The sequence below is a fragment of the Dyella sp. AtDHG13 genome, from assembly GCF_003201105.1.
In the GTDB taxonomy this organism is placed as follows: Bacteria; Pseudomonadota; Gammaproteobacteria; order Xanthomonadales; family Rhodanobacteraceae; genus Dyella; species Dyella jiangningensis_B.
In genome coordinates this window covers 488,743-504,385 of the sequence record NZ_QICJ01000003.1, presented here as the reverse complement: position 1 = coordinate 504,385, position 15,643 = coordinate 488,743, and the positions used below count along the sequence as shown (strand labels likewise).

General features: G+C 67.4%; 12 protein-coding genes. 6 read left to right on the top strand and 6 right to left on the bottom strand.

Annotated features, from left to right (window positions below):
- Nucleotides 1-53: 53 nt before the first annotated feature.
- From BDW41_RS08250 to BDW41_RS08240, 3 genes are read right to left on the bottom strand one after another with little or no spacing between them, the layout of a single operon-like run.
- The gene (locus BDW41_RS08250; protein ID WP_074545440.1) at nucleotides 54-500 is read right to left on the bottom strand and encodes a response regulator; all 447 of its coding nucleotides are present in this window, start codon (nucleotides 498-500) and stop codon (nucleotides 54-56) included.
- Nucleotides 497-2,338 carry an ATP-binding protein gene (locus BDW41_RS08245; RefSeq protein WP_074546353.1) on the bottom strand — a complete coding sequence of 614 codons (1,842 nt, stop codon included), beginning with the start codon at nucleotides 2,336-2,338 and terminating at the stop codon, nucleotides 497-499. The genes BDW41_RS08250 and BDW41_RS08245 overlap by 4 nt, the downstream gene beginning before the upstream one ends.
- A 41-nt stretch (nucleotides 2,339-2,379) precedes the next feature.
- On the bottom strand, nucleotides 2,380-4,782 hold the full coding sequence (locus BDW41_RS08240) for a GH92 family glycosyl hydrolase (protein WP_074545444.1): 2,403 nt from the start codon (nucleotides 4,780-4,782) through the stop codon (nucleotides 2,380-2,382).
- A 158-nt stretch (nucleotides 4,783-4,940) separates the two neighbouring features.
- On the opposite strand from BDW41_RS08240, the gene BDW41_RS08235 reads away from it, so the two are divergent.
- From BDW41_RS08235 to BDW41_RS08220, 4 genes are read left to right on the top strand one after another with little or no spacing between them, the layout of a single operon-like run.
- Nucleotides 4,941-5,990, top strand: a complete 1,050-nt coding sequence (locus tag BDW41_RS08235) for a LacI family DNA-binding transcriptional regulator (RefSeq protein WP_074545447.1) — start codon at nucleotides 4,941-4,943, stop codon at nucleotides 5,988-5,990.
- A gap of 15 nt (nucleotides 5,991-6,005) precedes the next feature.
- Nucleotides 6,006-7,709, top strand: coding sequence for a glucose/galactose MFS transporter (gene gluP, locus BDW41_RS08230; protein ID WP_074545451.1), 1,704 nt, complete (start codon nucleotides 6,006-6,008; stop codon nucleotides 7,707-7,709).
- Nucleotides 7,710-7,727: 18 nt separating this feature from the next.
- Nucleotides 7,728-8,705, top strand: coding sequence for a carbohydrate kinase (locus BDW41_RS08225; protein ID WP_074545454.1), 978 nt, complete (start codon nucleotides 7,728-7,730; stop codon nucleotides 8,703-8,705).
- On the top strand, nucleotides 8,702-9,910 hold the full coding sequence (locus BDW41_RS08220) for an AGE family epimerase/isomerase (RefSeq protein ID WP_074545457.1): 1,209 nt from the start codon (nucleotides 8,702-8,704) through the stop codon (nucleotides 9,908-9,910). The genes BDW41_RS08225 and BDW41_RS08220 overlap by 4 nt, the downstream gene beginning before the upstream one ends.
- Nucleotides 9,911-9,970: 60 nt before the next feature.
- Here the strand turns inward: BDW41_RS08220 and BDW41_RS08215 are convergent, their stop codons facing one another.
- Nucleotides 9,971-10,591: a hypothetical protein gene (locus BDW41_RS08215; protein ID WP_074545460.1), complete on the bottom strand. Its 621-nt coding sequence runs from the start codon at nucleotides 10,589-10,591 to the stop codon at nucleotides 9,971-9,973.
- A gap of 274 nt (nucleotides 10,592-10,865) precedes the next feature.
- Here BDW41_RS08215 and BDW41_RS08210 point away from each other — a divergent pair, with 274 nt between their 5' ends.
- Entirely contained in the window at nucleotides 10,866-11,678 is an 813-nt protein-coding gene (locus tag BDW41_RS08210) for an SDR family oxidoreductase (RefSeq protein ID WP_074545464.1), read from the top strand.
- Nucleotides 11,679-11,805: 127 nt separating this feature from the next.
- Complete coding sequence (locus BDW41_RS08205) at nucleotides 11,806-12,219, top strand: DoxX family protein (RefSeq protein WP_074545468.1); 414 nt, start codon at nucleotides 11,806-11,808, stop codon at nucleotides 12,217-12,219.
- 31 nt (nucleotides 12,220-12,250) lie between these two features.
- Here the strand turns inward: BDW41_RS08205 and BDW41_RS08200 are convergent, their stop codons facing one another.
- A complete protein-coding gene (locus BDW41_RS08200; RefSeq protein ID WP_074545471.1) occupies nucleotides 12,251-13,075 on the bottom strand; it encodes an alpha/beta hydrolase in 825 nt (274 codons plus the stop codon).
- 95 nt (nucleotides 13,076-13,170) lie between these two features.
- Entirely contained in the window at nucleotides 13,171-15,636 is a 2,466-nt protein-coding gene (locus tag BDW41_RS08195; RefSeq protein ID WP_074545474.1) for a tetratricopeptide repeat protein, read from the bottom strand.
- Nucleotides 15,637-15,643 lie beyond the last annotated feature (7 nt).

Below are 15,643 nucleotides of genomic sequence, written 5' to 3'. Positions count from 1 at the left end.
TTTCCACTTTCAGCCACCCCGTTGTGGTGCTCACCGCCCCCGCTCTTTAGTTCTCAGCCGTGGTCCGGCGCCTGGTTGAGCACGGCCCAGAACTGCCCCACGGTTCGCACCGCTTCAAAAAACTGATCCACATCTACCGGCTTGATCACGTACGCATTGGCGCCGATGTCCCAACTGCGCGCGAGATCGCTTTCTTCCCGCGACGAGGAGAGGATCACCACCGGCACCCGCCGGAAACGCTCGTCCGCGCGCAGCTGCGTCAGCACTTCCAGGCCGCTCATGCGCGGCATCTTGATGTCCAGCAGCACCACCGCGGGATCGACCGGTTCGCGCCCCGCCCAGTCGCCACGGCAGTAAAGGTAATCCAGGCAATCGACGCCGTCTTCCACGTGCACCACGGGATTGGCCAGGTGCGCGCCGGCCAGCGCGTCCAAGGCCATTTCGGCGTCGGCGAGGCTGTCCTCGACGAGCAGGATGGTACGGAGGTCTCGATGTTTCATGGGCGCCTCTGCGAAAAGCTCTCTGCGAGGTCCGAAGACGGCAGGCTGAAATGGAAGCGCGCTCCCTGCCCCGGCTGGGCATCGGCCCAGACGCGCCCGCCGTGTCGGGTCACGATGCGACGCACGTTGGCCAGGCCGATGCCGTTGCCGGGAAATTCGGAGGCACGGTGCAGCCGCTGGAACACGCCGAACAGTTTACCCGCATACTGCATGTCGAAACCGGCGCCGTTGTCGCTCACCACGAATTCGTAGCTGCCGTCGCGATGGCGCTGCACGTCCACGTCGATGCGCGCCACCTCGCACTTGCCGGTGTATTTCACCGCGTTGCCGAGCAGGTTCTGCCACACCGTGCGCAGCATGTTCTCGTCGCCGATGACGATGGGCAGCGGCGCGATGGACCACACGATGTGCCGCCCGTGCGCATCCGTCTCGGCCAGCGCGCGCGCCTCGTCGGCCAGCGACTGCATGTCCACCGGCTGCAGGCGCAAGGCGCCGCGGCCCAGGCGCGAGAACACCAGCAGGTCCTCGATGAGCAAGGCCATGCGCTTGGCGGCGTCGTTGATCACCTCGATGTAGTGGCGCGAGCGTTCGTCCGCGGTGTCGCCCAGGTGCTGCTGCAACTTGCCGGCGAAACCGCTGATATGGCGCAGCGGCGCGCGCAGGTCGTGCGACACCGAGTAGCTGAAGGCTTCGAGCTCGCGGTTCACGTCCGACACCTGCTCGATCTTGCCTTCGAGCTGGCGGTTGAGTTCCTTCACTTGCTGTTCCACAAGCGCGCGCGCCGTCACGTCGCTCAGGGTGAGCAGCAGCACGGGATCGCCGCCGCTGTCCTGCTCCAGGCGGCGGGCGTTGATCACCACGTGGCGGTCCACGCCATCCACGGTGCGCTGGATCAGTTCGTAGTCCCACAGTTCGCGGTCCAGCAGCAACACGTCGTTCAGTCGCTGCAGCAGCGCGCTGTCCTTCCATGCGCCATCGCCGATCTCGGTGAGCGGCAGCGACTGGCGGAAATCGGGCGGCAGGCCGTAGAGCTCGCCGAAGGCAGCGTTCACCAGCAGCGTGCCGAGGCTGGCGTCGAGCAGCGCGATCGGTTCGCGCACCGCCTGCACGATCAGTTGCGAGCGCTGCACCGCCTGCCCTTCGCGCACTTCGGCGCGCAGGCGGCGGCTGATCTGCCGCTCGGACACGATCACCACGATCGCCAGCAACAGCACCTGGGCGATGGCGGTGATGGTGAGCGCCAGTTCGCTGTTGAACGATTCGCGGCTGGCCGCGTCGCGGCGAGTGACCAGGTTGCCGTCCTCGTTGTGCACGATCTCGTCGATCAGATCGTCCATCTTGAACAGCGTGCCGGAGTCGCGCATGGCGTCGGCCGCGCCGGTGTCGTCGCCATGGTCATGCCGCAAGATGGCCTGCCCGCTCAGCGCCAGGCGACCGCTCACGGTGGAACTGAGCGAGCCGATCAGGGACTGCTGGTCCGGGCTGTCGCGGGTCATCTCGCGCAGCTGCTGCAGGAGTCCGGGCGCTTCATGCGCAGCGCGTTCCGCACGCAGGCGCACCTGCGCGTCCCGATCGCCGTGGATGAGGCGGTAGATCGCCGCCTCGCTGTCGCGCGTGACGTAGGCGATCCGGTAGGTGAGCGACTTCACCTCGCTGGAATGCGTCACGCGCTCGCTGGCCTGGATCGCTTCGCTGGAGCCGGAGCGCGTGACCACGTAGGGCAGCGCCACGATCACCAGCACGGCGGCGAGGAGGCCCCCCAACCGCCAGCGCAGGGCCAGGCGGTCCTTCACGGAGGGCCGTTGTGTCGACGCCAGTTTCCAGGATGAGCGCAACATGTCGGGCATGTTTGCAGAATCACCCCGGCAAACGCCACCGTCTATCGATGGGTCTTGCCATCGCTTTCGCCGGAAGCGCCCGCGACCTTGGTCGTAGAGACGCTCATCGACGAAGGCCGGTCACCCGCGCCCTGCCCCCACGACCGGTTCGGCTCGGCCTGCATGGCGAAGTGCAGCTCGCCGCCGGCCACGATCTCGCCGTGGCGGAGGAAGACGCGGTCCAGCGGCTTGCCGTTGAGGGTCACCGCGCCGACATAGGGGTGCGCGTCATCCAGCGGATCGGCCGTGACGGTGAAGGTCTTGCCGTTGGGCAGATGCAAGGTAGCGCGCGACACGAACGGCCGCCCGATGGCGTACTCGTCGCTGGCCGGCGTCACCGGGTAGAAGCCCAGCGCGGTGAAGATGTACCAGGCGGACATCTGGCCCAGGTCGTCGTTGCCGGCCAAGCCGTCGGGACGCGTGGCGTACTGGCTGTCCATGATCTGCTTCAAGCGCTTCTGCGTCTGCCACGGCACGCCCGCATAGTCGTAGAGGTAGGCCAGGTGATGGCTGGGCTCGTTGCCGTGCGCGTACCAGCCGATCAGGCCGGTGATGTCCTCGACGTTGGCGAAGTGCGACTTGTCGACCTTGGCCTCGAACACGCTGTCCAGCTTGGTGACGAAGGCCTGGTCGCCGCCCATGGCCTTGATCAGCGCGGCGACGTCCTGCGGCACGTACCAGGAGTACTGCCACGCGTTGCCTTCGGTGTAGTCGCTGCCATAGCCGGCCGCATCCGGATCGAACGGCTCGCGGAAGCTGCCGTCGCTCTTGCGCGCGCGCATGAAGCCGGTCTTGGGGTCGTACGCGTTGCGCCAGTTGCCGGCGCGCTTGTCGAAGGTGGCGGCGATGTCCTTGCGGCCCATGGCCTTGGCCATCTGCGCCAGCGACCAGTCGTCGTAGGCGTATTCGAGCGTCTTGGAGGCGGCTTCGGGCTCCTTGTCGATGGGCACGTAGCCGAGCTTCATGTAATCGCCCAGATCGCCGTACGGCGCATAGGTGGCGCTGGCGACCATCGCCTTCAGCGCCGCGTCCGCATCGAAGCCGCGCACGCCCTTGACGTAGGCATCGGCGATCACCGGCACGGCGTGGTAGCCGATCATGCACCACGTCTCCAGGCCCTGGTACGCCCACACCGGCAGGATGCCGAACGGGCTGGTTTCGCGCGAGGCGATCAGCGAGCGGATGAAATCGGTGCTGCGCCCGGGCATCAGCAGCGCCACCAACGGCTGCTGCGCGCGATAGACGTCCCACAGCGACCAGGTGGAGTGGAATTCGAACTTGCCGTTCTTGTCGACCGCTTCGTGCACGGCGCCGTCAGGGCCGCGGAACTGGCCGTTGACGTCCATGCTCAGCGTCGGCGACAGCAGCGCGTGATAGAGCGAGGTGTAGAAGCCCACGCGCTGGTCCTTGCTGCCTTCCACGTCGATGGACGCCAGCGCCTTGTCCCACGCCGCGCGCGCTTCAGCGCGGCGTGCATCGAAATCCCAGCCCTTGCCTTCGGCATCGAGGTTGGCCACGGCGTTGGCTTCGCTCACCGTGGAGATGGCCACCTTCACGCCCAGCGGCTGCTTGAGCGTGCCGAAGTCGAACACGCCTTCCAGCGCGCGGCCGCTCTGGCCGTCATGGTCTTCCGCCTCGTGGCCCGGGCCCTTGAAGCCCTTGTAGACCACGTCGGTTTCGCGGTTGTAGAGCGTGCGCGACTGCAGGGGCTGCGAGAAGCGCATGGCAAAGCACAGCTCGCGTCCCGGCGCCCAGCCGCGCGTGGTGCGGCAACCGGTGACGGTGCCGTCCTCATGCACGCGCAGGCTGGACCACAGCACCTTGCCGGGGTAGTCGTAGATGCTCGGACGCAGATCCAGCAGCAGATGCGTCGGCTTGTTCGCGGGGAAGGTGTAGCGATGCCAGCCGATGCGGCGGCCGGCGGTGAGTTCGGCGCGCACGCCGTAGTCGCTCAGCGTCACGGCGTAATAGCCGGCCTGCTCCACTTCGGTGTCGTGGCTGAAGCGCGAGCGGTAGCCGCTGCCGGGCTTTGCCGCGTCGCCGGGTTCCAGGCGGACGTCGCCGGCAATCGGCATCACCAGCACGTCGCCCATGTCCGAATGGCCGGAGCCGGAGAAATGCGTGTGCGAGAAACCCAGCAGGCTGCTGTCGCCGTACTGGTAGCCGGCGGCGTACTTGTAGGCATGCTTGAAGTCCGGCATGGCCGTGTCGGGCGACAGCTGGATCATGCCGAAAGGCACCGTGGCGCCCGGGAAGGTGTGGCCATCGCCGCCCGTGCCGATACGGGGGTCGACATCGGCGGCATGGCCCTCGGCAGCCCTTGCGCCAACCGGTGTCGCAAGGCCCAGGGAGACCGCGGCGGCCAGCAGACCGGGCAGCCAGGCACGGAACGGCGAATCAAACATAGACTTTCCCCAAAGTAATAGATTTGAATCGTTCTAATTTCGCCTCACGCTAACATTCATGCAGGCATCGTTGCATGCTGCGTCGCGCCATCGAAATCGGTTCCGTTCGACCGCGCGGCCGGTTACCTTTGGATCGTTCCAATCAACCCAGGCCTGCGATGGAAAGCCAGACCCCGGTCGGTAGAAAGATCACACTCAACGACATCGCGGCGGGCTGCGGTGTGTCCCGCGCCACGGTTTCGCTGGTGTTGCGCGGCAGCCCCCTCGTCAACAAGGTCACCCGCGCCAGGGTAGAGGAAGAACTGCGCAAGCAGGGCTACGTCTACAACCGCGCCGCGGCCAACCTGCGCCGGCGTACGTCGTCCAGCGTGGCCCTGGTGATCAACGAGCTGGCCAACCCGTTCTTCGCGGAATTCGCCGCCGGCGTCGACGAGACGCTGGGCACGGCCGGTTTCGTCACCCTGCTCGGCAGTACTGGCGACTCCGCCGAGCGCGAGCACGCGGTGCTGGGCTCGCTGATCGAGCACGGTCCCGGCGGCATCATCCTGTCGCCCGCCGAAGACAGCGAGGCGCGCAAGGTGCTCGCCGCCGTGGGCACGCATACGCCGGTGGTGCTGTTCAACCGCGAACTGGGCGGCGAGCTGCCGGAATACGCGCACTGGGATCGCCTGATGCTCGACAACGAGCGCGGCGCGCGCCAGGCCACCGAGCACCTGATTGCGCAGGGACACCGGCGCATCGCCTTCTTCGGCGGGCACGACCACGCCAGTTCCACGCGCCAGCGCCATGCGGGTTATCTACAGGCGATGCAGGCCGCCGGGCTCACCGTCGAACCGCAGTGGCGCGTGCAGAGCACGCCCACGCGCACCGACGCCGCACGCTCCGCGGGCGCGCTGTTCGAAGGAAGCGGAACCGCGCCCACGGCCGCCGTCTGCTACAACGACGCGGTGGCGCTGGGCCTCATGCTCGGCCTGCACCAGCACGGACGACAGGCCGGGCGCGACTTCGCCGTCACCGGCTTCGACGACATCGCCGAAGCCTCCATGAGCATGCCCTCGCTGACCACGCTGTCCACCGCGCCCCGCGCGCGTGGACGGCAGGCGGCGGAAATGCTCCTCGCCCGTCTGCGGGATCCGCAGGCGCCCTCCGGCACCATCATCGCGCCCGTGGAACTGGTCGTGCGCGAAAGCAGCTGCCCTCTTTCCTGACCCTCGGAAACACGCATGGCCTTCGCAGCTCCACCTGTCCAGTCGGCGACCGCGTCGCCGGCCACCGGCAAGACGCGCTACACCGACTATCCGATGGCGATGGCGGTGACCACCACGATCTTCTTCATGTGGGGGTTCCTGACCGTCCTCAACGACATCCTGATCCCGCACCTGAAGACGGTGTTCGAACTCAATTACGCGCAGGCCATGCTTGTGCAGTTCACCTTCTTCGGCGCGTACTTCCTGATGTCGCTGCCGGCGGGCCGCCTCGTCGCCCTGCTGGGTTACAAGAAGGGCATCGTGGCCGGGCTGGCGATCGCCGCGGTCGGCGCCTTCGGTTTCTGGCCGGCGGCGCAGCTGCATTCCTACGGCGCGTTTCTCGCGGCGCTGTTCGTGCTCGCCACCGGCATCACGGTGCTGCAGGTGGCGGCCAACGCGTATGTCGCGCTGCTGGGCCCGGAGCGCACCAGCTCCAGCCGGCTCACGCTGGCGCAGGCGATGAATTCGCTGGGCACCACCATCGGGCCGAAGTTCGGCGGCCTGCTGATCCTCTCGGCCGCGGCGGTGGTGATCCCGCCGGCGGTGCGCAATGCGCCGGAAACCGTGCAGTTGGTGCAGACCCTCAACAACGCGCCGGCGGTGCAGACCATCGACGCGATCAGGCAGGCGCCGCCCGAGCGCCTGGTGGCCGCGCTGAACGATGCCTCCGCCACGGCGCTGGATCGCCTGCCGGTGCAGGACGTGGCCGCAAGCTTCGTGCAGCTGCCTGCCGGCCCGATGGCGCAGGTGTTGGACAGTCTCTCCGGCGCGCCCCTGCTCGCCACGCTGTCGACGCTCTCGCCGCAGCAGCTTGCCGCCCTGCCGCCCGCCACGCTCGCCACGGCGCTGGACAAGCTCGCTTCCTCGCGGCTGGACGAACATGACGCCGCGCAACTGGCCAACGTGCGCGCGAGCCTGGCGCCGGAAACGCGCCAGCAGCTCACCGACTACCGTCAGAAGCAGGCCCAGCTGGTGCAGGTGCCCTACCTGGGCCTGGGCGTCGCGCTGCTCGTGCTCGCCGTCGGCGTGTGGCTGTTCCGCCTGCCGCCGTTGACCGAATCCACCGAGCAGGCCGACACCTCGCATCACACGCTGATGGACGCGCTGCGCCACAGCCACGTGCTGTTCGGCGTGCTGGCGATCTTCTTCTACGTGGGCGCGGAGGTTTCCATCGGCAGCTTCCTGGTGAACTACCTGTCGCTGCCGGAGATCGGCCACATGAGCGAGCAGGCCGCCGCGGACCACGTGGTGTACTACTGGGGCGGCGCGATGGTGGGACGCCTGGCCGGTTCGGCGCTGCTGGTCTACATCAACCCGCGCAAGCTGCTGGCCGCCTTCGCCGCCGTCGCCGGCCTGCTGGTGCTGACCACCATGCTCACGCAAGGCCAGGTGGCCCTGGTCAGCGTGATCGCCATCGGCCTGTTCAACTCCATCATGTTCCCGACCATCTTCGCGCTGGGCATCGAGCGCATGGGCCCGCTGACCGGCAAGGCATCGAGCCTGCTGATCATGGCCATCGTCGGCGGCGCGCTGCTGCCGCTGGCGCAGGGCGTGCTGGCCGACCATATGGGCATCCAGCACGCCTTTATCCTGCCGCTGCTCTGCTACGGCTACATCGTCTTCTACGGCCTGCGCGGCTCGCTCGTTCGCGAGCCGGCCACGCCCGCCATCCACCATTGAGTCGAGCCTCGAACGCTGATGTCACGCACCATTCTCTGCTTCGGTGAAGCACTGATCGATTTCCATAGCGAAGGCGGCGACGAAGCCGGGTTTCCGCGCAGCTTCGTTCCCTATGCCGGCGGCGCGCCGGCCAACGTGGCCGTGGCGGTGGCGCGCCTGGGTGGCGAGGCCGCCTTTGCCGGCATGCTCGGCAAGGACATGTTCGGCGATTTCCTGCTGGACAGCCTGCGCCGCGCGGGCGTGAACACCAACGGCGTTGCCCGCACCGACGAGGCGAACACCGCGCTGGCCTTCGTGTCGCTGGACGGCAACGGCGAGCGCAGCTTCAGCTTCTATCGCCCGCCTTCGGCCGACCTGCTGTTCCGCCCGATGCACTTCCACGCGGAGAGCTTCGACGGAACCGCCGTGTTCCACGTCTGCTCCAACAGCATGACCGACCCCGCGCTGGCCGAAACCACGCGCGAAGGCATGCGCCGCGCGCACGCGGCGGGCGCGCTGGTCAGCTTCGACCTGAACCTGCGTCCCGCGCTGTGGCCGCGCGACGTGGAGCCGCGTCCGCTGATCTGGCCGGCGCTGCACCTGGCCGACGTAGTGAAGCTGAGCGCCGAGGAATTCGCCTGGCTCGCCGTCGACGGCGAGGAAGCCACGCTGCAGAAACTGTGGGAAGGCCGCACGCGCCTGGTCATCATCACCGACGGCGCCAACGCGCTGCGCTGGTTCCATCCGGACGTGGAAGGGGAGCTGCCGGTGTACGCCGTGCCCGCCGTGGACACCACGGCCGCGGGCGACGCCTTCGTCGGCGGCCTGCTGTACCAGCTGGCCAGGCTCGACCACACCGACGACCGCATCGATCACCTCATCACCGAACTGCCCCGCCTGCATGCGGCCCTGCGCTTCGCCGCGGCCTGTGGCGCGCTCACCGTGACGCGCCAGGGTTCGTTCTCGGCCATTCCCGACGAGGCCGAGGTGCTGAGCTTCATGGAGACCTACGCATGACCACCACGCCCGACTTCCGCAGCGAGGCCTTCCTGCGCGAGCACATCGCCACGACGATGGCCTTCTACCATCCACACTGCATCGACCCGGCCGGCGGCTTCTTCCACTACTACAAGGACGACGGCACGATCTACGACCGCAGCCATCGCCACCTGGTGAGCAGCACGCGCTTCGTCTTCAACTACGCGATGGCGCACATGGAATTCGGCAAGCCCGAATACCTCGACGCCGTGCACCACGGCCTGCGCTACCTGCGCGACGTGCACCGCAACCCCGCCACGGGTGGCTACGCGTGGACCATCCGCGACGGCAAGCCCGAGGACACCATGTACCACGCCTACGGCGTGGCCTTCGTGCTGCTCGCCTACTCCACCGCCCTCAAGGCCGGCGTGCGCGAAGCCAGCGCGTGGATGGACGAAACCTGGAACCTGCTGGAGCAGCGTTACTGGGATGCCGAGGCCGGCCTGTACCGCGACGAGGCGAACGACCAGTGGCAGTTCACCGACTACCGCGGCCAGAACGCCAACATGCACATGTGCGAGGCGATGCTCGCCGCCTACCAGGCCAGCGACGAGCCGCGCTACCTCGAACGCGCGCTGCAGCTGGCGGACAACATGACGCGCCGCCAGGCGGCCAAGGCCGATGGCCTGGTGTGGGAACACTACGATGTGAACTGGAACGTCGACTGGAAATACAACCTCGACAATCCCAAGCACCTGTTCCGTCCGTGGGGCTTCCAGCCCGGCCATCAGACCGAATGGGCCAAGCTGCTGCTGATCATGGAACCGCTGCTGCTGGAGCGCGGCCGCGAGGAAGACTGGCTGGTGACCGCCAAGCACCTGTTCGACACCGCGCTCGCCCGTTCGTGGGACAAGGAATTCGGCGGCATGGCCTATGGCTTCGCGCCGGACGGCACCGTGTGCGACGACGACAAGTATTTCTGGGTGCAGGCCGAATCACTGGCTGCGGCAGCCCTGCTGCATGCGCGCACTGGCTTGCCCGAATACGACGCGTGGTACCAGAAGCTATGGGCGTACTCGTGGGAACATCTGGTCGATCACAAGTACGGCGCGTGGTTCCGCATCCTCACGCGGGACAACCGCAAGTACGACGACGAGAAGAGCCCGGCGGGCAAGACCGACTACCACACCATGGGTGCGTGCTACGAAGTCCTGGCCCTGATCCGCGACGGTGGCGTGCCGTAAGCGTCGCTGGATTCACCTCGACGCAAAAAAAGGGACCGCGGTGCGGCCCCTTTTCGTTGCTTACTTCGACGCCTTCGCCTTCGGCGTCACGGTGATCGCCAGAGCCTCGACATAGGTGGCGACCACCATGTCGCCCACCTTGAGCTTGCTCATCTCGGCCTGGCGCGCAGGATCCTTCACTTCGATCATGCGCTCGTGGCCGTCCGGGCCCTTCAGCGTCACGGTGTGGTTCTTCAGATCCACCGCGGTGAGCTTGCTGGTCACCGTGACGGACTGGCCTTCCTTCACGCCCGGCTTGCTGCCCGGCGCGGCGGTCGCCTCACCCGCCTGATATTCCACGTCGCGCTTGGCGCTGCCGGCCGGCATGATCTGCACGGCCACGGCGGACTGGTAATGCGCCGTCACCTGGTCGCCCGCCTTCAGCTGGTCGAAGTTCTGCACTTCGGGGCCGGCCTGGATGGTGACTTCCTTGCCCTTGGGGCCCTTCAGCGTGACGAAGCGCTCCTGCTTGTCCACCGACACCACGGTCGCCGTGATCGACCGGTCCTCGCGACCCAGCTCATGCACGGTCGAGTTGACGGGGGCTTCCTCCGTGGCCTGCTGCGCCCACGCGAACATCGGCGCGGAAAGGGCCATCGCGGCGGCGAGCAGGTAGCGGGTGGAAGGTTGGAACGTCTTCATGATGATGTCTCCTTGGGGTATCGATCGCCCGGGGCCGGGTTCGGTGCGGGAGGGTGGACACGTATCGGCGTAGCCATGCTTGAGCTCCCTTCACCCGGCCATGTTCGACCAGTACGCCCGGGGCCACGAGCGAAAAATCACCCAAAGATGATGCGTAGTTCTACTGAGGAAAACGCCCATCCGGGGCGTGACACGATACCGGCGCGGGTGCAAGCTTGACCGGTCATCGCGAAGCCCTGGCGCCATCCAAACCCTCGTCCCCGGAGATACCCGCATGGCCGTCGTCGAACAGCCCGATACCGTCCTGATCACCGGCGCTTCCGCAGGCATCGGCGCCGCTTACGCCGATCGCTTCGCGCAACGCGGCCATCCAGTCGTGCTGGTGGCGCGCAACCCGGAGCCGCTGGAAGCCCTGGCGCGGCGGCTTGCCCGTGAATATCAGGTGAAAGCGGAAGTCCTGCCAGCGGACCTGACCTTGCCCGGCGAACGCGAGCGCGTGGAAGAACGGCTGCGCACCGACGCCGCCATCGGCATGCTGGTGAACAACGCGGGCGTGGAGGCCGGGCCTGCTCTCGCGGAAGCATCGCCCGACGACGTGGACGCGATGATCGAACTCAACGTCACCACGCCGTCGCGACTGATCGCGGCCATGCTGCCTCGGCTGGTGGCGCGCGGCCAGGGCAGCATCATCAACATCGGCTCGATACTGGCGCTGGCGCCGGAGCTTTTCCCTGGCGCCTATGCGGCCAGCAAGAGCTATGTGCTCACCTACAGCCTCTCGCTGCACGAGGAAGTCGCGCGGCACGGCATTCGCGTGCAATGCGTGCTGCCGGGCGTGACGCGCACGGGCATCTGGAATGCCGCGGGCGGCATCGAAGCCTTCCCGCCGCGCATGATCATGGAAGTGGATGAACTGGTGGACGCGGCGCTCGCGGGCTACGACCAGGGCGAACTGGTCACCATTCCCTCGCTGGTGGACAGCGTGGAATGGCGACACTTTCAGGAAGCGCGCCGGCGCATGCTGCCCGAGCTGTCGCGCAGCGTGGCCGCCGACCGCTACAAGAGCGACATCTCCGAGGACGCCTGAACGGCCAGGCCAGGCTGCACCATCAGCCTCGCACAGGCATATAGTGTTCACGACCGCGCTGCACGGGTGGCGCGGTGCACGCGGGCCGCGACCCGCACGCCTTGCGTAGAGTCATGGGAGAAAAGCCATGCGATATACGTTACTGGCAGGCAGCAAGGATGGTTTGCTGCTCCTCGCACGCCTTCTGCTGATGGTTCTGTTCGTCATCTTCGGCTGGAGCAAGCTCACCGCGTTCTCGGATACGGCCACCTACATGGGTTCCGTCGGCGTGCCGATGCCGACGGTCACGGCCGCCATCGCGGTGATCATGGAGTTCTTCGTCGGCATCGCCATCGCGGTCGGGTTCTACACGCGCCCGCTGGCGATCGTGCTGGCGCTGTATACGGTGGCCGCTGCGGTGATCGGCCATCAGTTCTGGAACCTGGTCGATCCCGAACGCATCGGCGCGATGATCAACTTCTACAAGAACGTGAGCATCGCCGGCGGCCTGGTGTTGCTGTGCGTGGCCGGCCCAGGCAAGTACTCGCTCGACCGGCGTTGAACCTGCGGCCCTGGCGCGACGAGGCTTCGCGTCAGGGCAGGCCAAGGCCGCGCAGAAAGGCATCCACGGCGTCGGTGTAGCCGCCGCCTTCCCCGAGCGTCGCGTTGATGTCGGCGTGGCTCAGCGGCTCCGGCAACACGCTGGCATCCACGCCCAGGCCCTGCGCCTTGGTCGCATAGGCGCGATTGTGCGGGCAGGACTCCGCCCTGCGGCTTGAGCACACGAGCAGGACCGGCAAGGCGTCGCGGCCGAGCTGATCGATGGGCGAGGCCTTGCGCCATTGCGCGGGATCGCTGCCGAACACCCTGTCGTAGAACCCCGCGTGCGGCGACGACATGATGCCCGGCACATCGATGGCGCCGGCATCCAGCGACACCGTGCCCAGCCAGCGCTTCGCGCCGCGCCCCGTCGCCATGGCGGGCGACGACGACAGCAGGGCGACCAGGTGCGCGCCGGCGGAATGTCCCATCAGTACGATCTTCGTTCCGTCCGCGCCCCACGCCTGCGCGTGCTGCTGCACGTAGGCAAGCGCGTCGGCGACATCCTGGGCCTGTTCGAGCGGACCGGCCTTGGGCCATAGCCGATAGTCGACCGAAACGAACACGTAGCCCGCCTGGTTCCAGTGCGCGGCCTTGGGCTCGACCACGCCACGGCTCGCCTTGTCGCCGATCATCCAGGCGCCACCGTGCACCATGACGATGATGGGTGCGTCCTTCGGCACGCTCGGCAGATAGACGTCCAAACGTTGTTTCGCGTCGGCACCGTAAGCCAGATCGCGCCGCACGTCCGCCGCCCTGGCGACGGTGACGCATGCCAGCAACAGAAACAGGCCAGACCACCAGCGACGGACGATCATGCTCGCCTCCCCGTTCCCGGTTGAGCGGGGCCGGCGGCCCCGCACGCGCGATGATCGCATGCGCCGGGCCGCCGCGTGGCAGCGACCGACTGGCGTCAGTGGAAGGCAGGCAGGCTGTCGCCGCCCAGGCTTTGCAGCAGTTCGTGGGCCTCGCGGGAGCGCGGCGCCACCGCCACCAGGCGCTGGGCGTAATCGCGCGCCTGTTCCTTGTTGCCGGCGTCCCGCTCCGCCTCGGCCAGGGCGAACAGCAACGAAGGATCATACGGTGCGGCCCGCAGGCCTTCTTCCCATAGCTTGCGCGCCTGCTCGTGCTCTCCGGCGGAATCGAGCGCCACCCCATAGACATAGGCAAAGCGTGCATTGGAGGGCTCGGCGCGGTGCGCACGCTCCAGCCAGGACAAGGCTTCCTTGGGCTGCTGCTGCCGGATCAGCGCCAGGCCCTTGGTATGCAGCAGGCTGGCGTTGCCCGGCACGCCCTTCAGCCCTTCATCGAGGATCTTGCCGGCGTCTTCCTCGCGCCCCATGGCGCGGTACATGTCCGACAGGTTCACATAGGCCGGTACGAAATCCGGCTGCAGCTTCAACGCCTGGCGGAAGGCCTGCTCCGCCGCCGCGGTGTCGCCGCGTTCGACATAGACCAGACCCAGATCGAAGTGCGATTCGGGGCGATCCGCGATGGCGTCCTGCGCCTGCTTGTAGGTGACGAAGGCCCGATCGCGCGCCGCACGCTGGCTGGCATCCAACTGCGCATCGGGCACGCCGGCGAGCACGCGGCCCGCCTTTACCCGCACCGCGAGCACCTGGTCATCGGCCAACGGCGCCGCCAGCGGGCCGCGCACCTCGGTGGGAAAGGCAAGCAATGCATCGAGCGCGGCTTCGCGCATGAGCGGATCGCCATCGCCCAGCGCGGACTGGATCGCCGGCAGCGCATCGGGGCTGGCGTAGTGGCGCAGTTCGCCGACGGCCGTGGCGCGGGCAATCGTGGGCGACGACGCATCGCCCGCCAGCGTCGTCAGCAGCGACGCGGCGCCGGGTTTGCCGCGGCGCGCCGCATCCAGTGCCTCGACGAAATGCTGGTAGCCCTCGCGCTCGGGGCCGTGCGCTTTCGCAACTGCATCGGCGGCCCATTGCGCGCCCTTGTCGGCGTGGCAGTTAGCGCAGGCGTTGGGCACGCCGTATTGCACGGTCAGGTCGGGACGCGGCACACGGATGGAATGATCGGGGCGCGCATTGATCACCATGTAGTTCTTCGAGGGCATGTGGCAGGCCACGCATTGCGATCCCGCGCTGCCTTCCTTGTGCATGGTGTGCTTCGCCGTGTCGTAGACGGCCGGCGTATGGCAGCTTTCGCACAGCGCGTTGCCCTGCGCGCGCGTCTTGCCCGTATGCGGATCGTGGCAGTCGCTGCAGGTCACGCCCTTCGCATACATGCGGCTCTGCAGGAAGGACGCGTACACATAGACCTCGTCCAGCTGCTGGCCGTCCGCGTAGTAGCGGCCTTCGGTGAGCAACACCGGATCGTGCGTGTCCATGAGGCGGCCGGTGGGCGCCGAGTCCTTGGCGATGATGCCGCGACGCGAATGGCACACCGCGCAGGTTTCCACTTCGCGATGCGAGGCCAGCGGCGTGCTGCGCACCGGGTTGCCGGAGGCAGGATTGGGAATCCAGTGCATGCCCTTGCGCTCGTCCAGGGCAATGCTCAGGCCCATCGACGGATCGGCGCGCTTCCTGTCGTCGCTGGCGTTGGACCATTCGACATGACGCGAGCCCGGCCCGTGGCAGGCTTCGCAGGCGACGTTGATCTCGCTCCATGTGGTCTTGAAGGTGTTGCTGGCCAAGTCGTAGTTGCGCTGCACGTTGGTGGAGTGGCAATCCGCGCACATGAAGTTCCAGTTCTGGTTCAGTCGCGTCCAATGCAGCGTGTCGTGCGCGTCGATGTGCTCGCCGGGATACAGGTTGAACCAGCGCTGGCCGCCCTCGGCCGCGGGGCGCGCATCCCATGAGGCGCGCAACGCCTGAAGGCGCCCATCGGGAAACGCGACGAGATACTGCTGCAACGGATAGACGCCGAAGGCGTACTTCACCTCGAACTCGCCGGGCTTGCCGTCCGGCCCGTCGGTTTTCACGAAAAAGGCGTGATCGCGTTTGAAGAAACTGGCGGTGGAGCCGTCCTGTTTCAGCGCGCCTTCGAAGCGGCCTTCGATGGTCTTGTCGTCGGCCACCTGCATGGCCAGCGCATGATGCGACTGCTGCCACGCCTGCGCCTCCTTCGCGTGGCAGGACGTGCAAGCCTGCGCTCCGACGTAATGCGCCGGAGGCAACGCGGGCGATGCGGGCGTGGGAGCCGAGGCGGCCGTGGCCACCGGCGTGGTCGCGCCGCCGGGCGCAGGCACGCGCAGCCACCAGATGCCCAGCAGGACCAGCACCAGCACAGCCAGGCCCAACGGCAACCACCACACATGGCGATGGCGGGCCTCGGGCGCAGGCGTCATCGCCGGTGCCGATGGCGCAGCCGCCGCCTTGCCAGAGCGCTTGCCGTGGCTCTTCCTGGAACGACCCATCCTGCTC

Coding starts and splice junctions, on each gene's coding strand:
- BDW41_RS08250 (WP_074545440.1), bottom strand. CDS start 500: ATGAAACATCGAGACCTCCGTACCATCCTGCTCGTCGAGGACAGCCTC.
- BDW41_RS08245 (WP_074546353.1), bottom strand. CDS start 2,338: ATGTTGCGCTCATCCTGGAAACTGGCGTCGACACAACGGCCCTCCGTG.
- BDW41_RS08240 (WP_074545444.1), bottom strand. CDS start 4,782: ATGTTTGATTCGCCGTTCCGTGCCTGGCTGCCCGGTCTGCTGGCCGCC.
- BDW41_RS08235 (WP_074545447.1), top strand. CDS start 4,941: ATGGAAAGCCAGACCCCGGTCGGTAGAAAGATCACACTCAACGACATC.
- gluP (WP_074545451.1), top strand. CDS start 6,006: ATGGCCTTCGCAGCTCCACCTGTCCAGTCGGCGACCGCGTCGCCGGCC.
- BDW41_RS08225 (WP_074545454.1), top strand. CDS start 7,728: ATGTCACGCACCATTCTCTGCTTCGGTGAAGCACTGATCGATTTCCAT.
- BDW41_RS08220 (WP_074545457.1), top strand. CDS start 8,702: ATGACCACCACGCCCGACTTCCGCAGCGAGGCCTTCCTGCGCGAGCAC.
- BDW41_RS08215 (WP_074545460.1), bottom strand. CDS start 10,591: ATGAAGACGTTCCAACCTTCCACCCGCTACCTGCTCGCCGCCGCGATG.
- BDW41_RS08210 (WP_074545464.1), top strand. CDS start 10,866: ATGGCCGTCGTCGAACAGCCCGATACCGTCCTGATCACCGGCGCTTCC.
- BDW41_RS08205 (WP_074545468.1), top strand. CDS start 11,806: ATGCGATATACGTTACTGGCAGGCAGCAAGGATGGTTTGCTGCTCCTC.
- BDW41_RS08200 (WP_074545471.1), bottom strand. CDS start 13,075: ATGATCGTCCGTCGCTGGTGGTCTGGCCTGTTTCTGTTGCTGGCATGC.
- BDW41_RS08195 (WP_074545474.1), bottom strand. CDS start 15,636: ATGGGTCGTTCCAGGAAGAGCCACGGCAAGCGCTCTGGCAAGGCGGCG.